This window comes from Streptococcus cristatus (genome assembly GCF_003943515.1).
Taxonomy (GTDB): Bacteria; Bacillota; Bacilli; order Lactobacillales; family Streptococcaceae; genus Streptococcus; species Streptococcus cristatus_D.
The window spans coordinates 76,381-82,641 of sequence record NZ_RJPT01000009.1 but is presented as its reverse complement, the minus strand read 5'-3'; the positions used below and the strand labels follow the sequence as shown (position 1 = coordinate 82,641).

Annotated in this window: 6 protein-coding genes; 3 read left to right on the top strand and 3 right to left on the bottom strand. The window is 40.2% G+C overall.

The features are described 5' to 3' along the window. Together D8791_RS08365 and D8791_RS08360 are read left to right on the top strand one after the other, a co-directional pair. The coding region (locus tag D8791_RS08365) for an AAA domain-containing protein (RefSeq protein WP_125447306.1) at positions 1–1,780 on the top strand (1,780 nt) is incomplete at its 5' end. Between the two features lie 32 nt (positions 1,781–1,812). Further along, positions 1,813–2,907 carry a nucleotidyltransferase gene (locus D8791_RS08360; protein WP_125447304.1) on the top strand — a complete coding sequence of 365 codons (1,095 nt, stop codon included), beginning with the start codon at positions 1,813–1,815 and terminating at the stop codon, positions 2,905–2,907. Between the two features lie 349 nt (positions 2,908–3,256). Here D8791_RS08360 and D8791_RS08350 read toward each other — a convergent pair whose 3' ends face one another. The 3 genes from D8791_RS08350 to rsmG form a co-directional block, all read right to left on the bottom strand. Continuing rightward, a complete protein-coding gene (locus D8791_RS08350) occupies positions 3,257–3,643 on the bottom strand; it encodes a bleomycin resistance protein (protein WP_125447303.1) in 387 nt (128 codons plus the stop codon). Between the two features lie 11 nt (positions 3,644–3,654). Next, complete coding sequence (locus D8791_RS08345; RefSeq protein ID WP_125447301.1) at positions 3,655–4,482, bottom strand: exodeoxyribonuclease III; 828 nt, start codon at positions 4,480–4,482, stop codon at positions 3,655–3,657. A 210-nt stretch (positions 4,483–4,692) separates the two neighbouring features. Beyond that, positions 4,693–5,406, bottom strand: coding sequence for a 16S rRNA (guanine(527)-N(7))-methyltransferase RsmG (gene rsmG / locus D8791_RS08340; protein ID WP_125447309.1), 714 nt, complete (start codon positions 5,404–5,406; stop codon positions 4,693–4,695). 290 nt (positions 5,407–5,696) lie between these two features. Between rsmG and D8791_RS08335 the strand changes: the two genes are divergently transcribed. Then, complete coding sequence (locus D8791_RS08335) at positions 5,697–6,254, top strand: LemA family protein (protein ID WP_045500951.1); 558 nt, start codon at positions 5,697–5,699, stop codon at positions 6,252–6,254. Positions 6,255–6,261: the final 7 nt, after the last annotated feature.

Below are 6,261 nucleotides of genomic sequence, written 5' to 3'. Positions count from 1 at the left end.
TTTTCAAGATTACATGTCTGATAAGGATCTCTTTGAAGTAGATTTATCAAAGTTATCTCCAAAAGTTCTTTTGGATTTATTGTTAGAGTGTGAAAAAATTTTTGAACAAAATAGAAAAATCGGTTTTATATTTAAAATAAAAAGTATTTTTAAATATAAAATAAGGAATTTTAGTTTTTATAAGCAAAATCCAGATTTTTTAGCTGCAACGATTCAGAAGAAATTCTATGAGACTGAGTTGGAAAAACTTAATAAAAAGTTATCAAAACTCGAAAATGATTATAAAACGAATTTGAGCGATGAATATATAGCCAATATGATAGAATATTCAAAATCTATTTTGAAAAGTGCTTTGTTAGAAAAATATATTCCTGGGGCGCCTCGGAAAGTAAATAATACAGATAACTCTGCAAAGAATAGGCTAAATTTTTCTAAAAAAATTTTAAAAGATTATCCTATAATCTTAAGTACAACATTTTCTGCCAGAAACTGTGTAGCTGATTCTATGTTGTACGACTATTTAATTATTGATGAAGCCTCACAAGTCGATATTGCTACAGGAGCATTAGCTTTATCATGTGCTAAAAATGTAGTAATTGTTGGAGATCTTAAGCAATTACCAAATATTGTTACAAGGGAATCAAAAGAAAAGTCAGAATGTTTACGAAAGGATTTGAAGATAAAACCTATATATAGCTTTAAAAAGAGCCTTTTGGAAGTAATGGTAGAATTATTTCCTGAAGAGCCTGCTACCTTATTGAAAGAGCATTATCGCTGTCATCCTAAAATTATTCAGTTTTGTAATCAAAAATTCTATAATGGGAAATTATGTATTATGACTAAAGATCATGGCGAGAAAGATGTACTTATTGCTTATAAGTCTGTAGCGGGGAATCATGCACGCCAGCACTCAAATCAGAGAGAAATTGATATCATAAAAAAAGAGGTGATTGATTATTATCTATTAGATAATAATACTACAGGAATTATTGCTCCATATCGTAATCAGATTGAGTTGTCTCAAAATCAACTGGAGGAATATATTAGTGAAACTGTACATAAATTTCAAGGTAGAGAATGTGAAACAATAATCCTTTCTACAGTAGATAATCAAATAACACATTTTACTGATGATCCCCACCTATTGAATGTGGCTGTTTCAAGAGCTAAAAATCGACTTATTTTAGTTACTTCTGGTAATAAACAAAAATCAAATATGAATATAACAGATTTAATAGACTATATTGCATATCAAAATTGTGATATCAAAGACAGTATGGTTAGATCAGTATTTGATTATCTGTATAAACAATATGAAGAACGTAGACTAAATTATTTTAAAAATCGGAGCAAACATTCAAAATATGATTCAGAAAATTTGATGTTTGAATTACTAAAAGAAATTCTTACTTCATATTCAGAGCTTGACTTTATCACACAGTACCGATTAAAACATTTGATAAAAGATTTTTCATTGCTGTCATCTGATGAAGCAACATTTGTTAATCAGAGTCGAACCAGTGTAGATTTCCTGATATTTAATAAGGTTACAAAAGTTCCAGTTCTAGCGATTGAAGTTGATGGAGTTAAGTATCATAATAATCCTGACCAAATGAAGCGAGATTCGATGAAAAATAATATTTTCAAAAATTATCAACTTCCTTTACTAAGGTTAGCAACAAATGGTAGCGGCGAGGAAGAAAAAATAAGGATTGCTTTGGCTGATTATAAATCAACTGACGAAATCATTCAGTCAAAAGATATGATTAACAATATTTAAATAGTAATAATTCTATATTCGAGGAGGAATTAATGCCTATCACCGGTATTATCGCAGAGTTCAATCCTTTTCATAATGGGCACAAATATCTGCTGGAGCAGGCTTTTGGTCTGAAAATCATCGCCATGAGCGGCAATTTTGTTCAGCGAGGGGAGCCGGCTATCGTGGACAAGTGGACTCGGGCACAGATGGCTTTGGAAGCTGGAGCGGATCTGGTCCTTGAGCTGCCTTTCTTGGTCAGCGTTCAGGCGGCGGACTTTTTCGCTAAGGGGGCAGTAGACATCTTAGAGAGACTGGGTATCGAACAGCTGACTTTTGGGACCGAGGAAGTGCTGGATTATGAGAGTATTTCAAGGGTCTATGGCCAAAAGGCTGAGCAGATGGAGGCTTATCTGGCGGGCTTGCCTGACTCCCTATCCTATCCTCAGAAGACACAGGCTATGTGGCAGGAATTTGCAGGGCTCAATTTTTCAGGCTCTACTCCCAATCATATCTTGGGCTTGGCCTATGCCAAGGCTGTGGCGGGAAAGGCTATAAAACTGCGTCCGATTCAACGTCAGGGNGCCGGTTATCATTCCTTATCAGCTAATGAGGAATTTGCCTCAGCCACAGCCCTTCGCCAGAATCTGAATCAGCCAGACTTTCTGAAAAAATTCACCCCAGCCTATCACTTGCTTGAAATGGCTCCCAAGGTGACCTGGTCGGACCTCTTTCCTTATCTCCGTTACCAGATAGTGACAAGTCCGGATTTGACAGATTTTTATCAGGTCAATCAGGAGTTGTCTGTTCGGATTAAGGAGGCTCTGAAAAGCAGTGAGACCATAGAAGAGCTGGTCGAGCAGGTGGCGACCAAGCGCTATACCAAGGCTCGGGTTCGACGTCTGCTGACCTATATCCTGGTCGGAGCTAGACAAGAAGAACTTCCGTCTGGAATCCATATTTTAGGCTTTTCCGAGCAGGGGCGTCAGCATTTGTCCAAGCTTAAGGGAAAAGTTGAACTCGTCAGCCGTATTGGCAAGGAGCCGTGGGACAGTTTGACCCAGCAAGCTGACAAAGTTTATCAGCTGGGCAATCCTGCACTGACGGAGCAGAATTTTGGACGCTTTCCACTACAAAATACCCTCTGATAGTCTAGATAGATTTGAGAAATTTACTTGTAAATAGAGAGTGGGACAGAAATCGGTAATTCGTTAGAATTCGATTTCGTTGTCCCACCTCTGCACAGTTGAGTAGGGCTGTAAAAGCTGATGAAATCAGCGTAGTAGAGTCCACTCAACCACTGCGTCTTGCTCGACAATCCAAAGACAATTGAGAGAGTTTGGGACAAAAATATTTCAATTTTTAAAAATCTTAATTATTAAGCCCTTCAAATCTATAATTAAATGCGAAAAGCGAACAAAGCAGAATTCTGATTACCAGAAAACTAGTTTTGTTCGCTTTTTATATTTGAGGTCGGACTTTTGTCCCAGACTCTTCTTATTCACTAAATCGTAGAAAATATCCATCTGGATCCAAAACCGCAAATTCATGAGGATAAATAAAGCTATTTCCTACGCGAAATTCTCTTTTTGTCAGTTGACGATGGATGGGATAGTCAGCTTCCAGCAGTTTTTGGTGGAGCTGAGGAACATCCTCAATGCCAAAGGAAATATTGACACCGCGCCCGAAAGGATAGGTAAGTTGTGCTAATTCTTCTGCGCTGCCTTCTTCTAACATGAGCTGACAGTCTTCAAGCGAGAGGAAGAGAAATTTCTCTTCGGGACGCTCGTATTCGACAGAGAAGCCCAGTAAGTCGCAGTAGAAGTGACGCGATTGTTCGAGGTCAGATACCACAAATTCGGGAATGACAGGCTGATAGTCCATCGGATTCCTCCTTAAAGTTCAATTTCCATGACAATCGGTGTGTGGTCTTGGCGTGCACCAGAGTCGATCATATCAGACTTGGTTACCTTGTCAGCCACGCGGTTGCTGGTCAGCCAGTAGTCGATTCTCCAGCCTGTGTTGTTGATTTTAGAAGTTTTGCTGCGTTGCGCCCACCAAGTGTATTGGTTAGGGATATCGCCGTGCAAGTGGCGGAAGGTATCGGTAAAGCCTTTAGCCAGCAGGTTGGTGAAGCCGGCACGTTCTTCATCGGTAAAGCCTGGTGAACGGCGATTGCTAGCAGGATTAGCAAGGTCGATTTCCTTGTGGGCTACATTGTAGTCTCCAGTTGCGAGGACTGGTTTTTGTTCATCCAGTGATGCCAAGTATTCAGCGTATTTGACATCCCAGACCTGACGTTCTTCCAAGCGTTTGAGGCCATCTCCAGCATTGGGTGTGTAGACCTGAGTAACGAAGAAGTCGTCAAATTCCAGCGTAATGATGCGGCCTTCAACATCCATGGTTGATGGTGCACCGATTTCTGGGAAGGTCACGATGGGTGTCAGTTCTTTTTTGTAAAGGAACATGGTTCCAGCATAGCCTTTGCGGGCTGGCTCTTGGGAGGAGCGCCAAGTGTTTTCATAGCCTGGGAAGAGGTCTTCTAAAATCTCAAGATGTTTTTTAGTCGGTCCTTTAGCGGAAAGCTTCGTTTCCTGAATAGCGATGATATCCGCATTTTCTGCTTGCAAGGTCCGAAGGACAGCCTGAGAGAGCTGAGCGCGGGCAGAATCACTGGTCAAGGCAGCGTTTAAAGAGTCAATGTTCCAAGAGATGAGTTTCATAAAATGTCCTTTTCTAGTAGAAATTTCCTGAGTTTATTATACCAAAAGATAGAGTTGATTTATAGCAAAGTGATTGTGAGAGGCTTGAAAAGCATGAAAGCTTTTCGACAATAGTTGGTGTATAACATCCTAAATACTCTATTATCACAGATGGCATTGCCCAAATTGATGTCTTGGAAGTTATTGACAAGACTGACGACTGTTTTCTTCTTATAATGGTCTTTTATTTGGCATACCGGCCTTGCGGGGGTATTTGTTGGGGGTTTCTTTCTTCTTTTCCACCACTGTGATAAAGCGGGGGTCGCCGTTTGGTAGGGCATAACTGAGGTTGTCTTGAACCTTACTAAAGAGCAGGTTCAAGGCATTTTTTGACTCTTCCAGTTCTTCAGGAGCATTAGAAGCCTTGAGTGCCAGCAGCTTGCCCCCCACTTTTAGGTAAGGGATAGTCAGTTCAGATAGGACTTGCATCCGAGCGACTGCACGGGCAGTCACTAGGTCAAATTGAGCTCGAAAGGCCTTGTCCTGAGCAAAGTCTTCTGCACGGCCGTGGTAGAAGTGAACCTTGTCCAACTCCAGCTCTTCTGCAAGTAGTTTTAGGAAGTTGATACGTTTGTTAAGGGAGTCAATGATAGTCACATCCAGCTGGGGACAGATGATTTTCATAGGGAGGCTAGGAAAGCCGGCCCCAGCTCCGATGTCCAGCAGCTTAAGCTCTTGATTATCAATCAGGCCTTGCAAAACGGGGGCAATTGAATCATAGAAATGCTTGAGATAGACTTCATTTTTCTCTGTGATAGCTGTCAGATTGATTTTTTCGTTCCATTCGACCAAGAGTTCAAAATAACGCTCAAACTGGTCTTTCTGGCGATCGGTCAGCTCAATTCCCTGCTGGCTTAGTAGCTGGTAAAATTCTTGCGGTGTCATAGTTTCATCCTTGTTTTCAGTATTCATCCTATTATATCATAAAACGGGGCAAGGTGCTGCTGCCTATCAGCTTCTTGTGTCTCCAAGGATTAGATACTGACTTGCCTTGATTTCCAGAATTTGTTTTCTAGAAAAGTGAAGAAGCTTTTTCTAGATTTCTGACTATTTTAGCGTTTGGATATTATTTAAGATAAACCTATTTTACTAGATGACATGTCAAGAAAGACAGGTTGAGCTTTTTTTGTTATAATAGGTGCAATCAAATCATAAGGAGTATCTTTATTATGTCCATGTTTTTAATTATTATTGCAGTTGTGGCAGTTGTAGCTATTTTCGTGATTTCTGTTTACAATGGTCTTGTTAAGAGCCGTATGCAAACTCAGGAAGCTTGGAGTCAGATTGATGTCCAGCTCAAGCGCAGAAATGACCTGATTCCCAACCTTTTGGAGACGGTCAAAGGTTATGGAAAATATGAGAAATCAACCTTGGAAAATGTTACTCGATTGCGTAACCAAGTAGCTGCTGCCTCATCACCTGCCCAAGCTATGGAGGCTAGTGATGCCCTGACTCGTTCGATTTCTGGTATCTTTGCAGTTGCTGAAAATTACCCAGACCTTAAGGCAAATACAAACTATTTGAAACTTCAGGAAGAGTTGACAAATACAGAAAATAAGATTGCTTATTCTCGTCAGCTTTACAATTCAGTAACCAGCAACTACAATGTCAAAATGGAAACTTTCCCAAGCAATGTTATTGCAGGTATGTTTGGCTTCAAAGCAGCAGACTTTTTGAAGACACCAGAGGAAGAAAAGGCTGTTCCTAAAGTGGATTTTAGCGATTTGGGGTAGGTGGCCA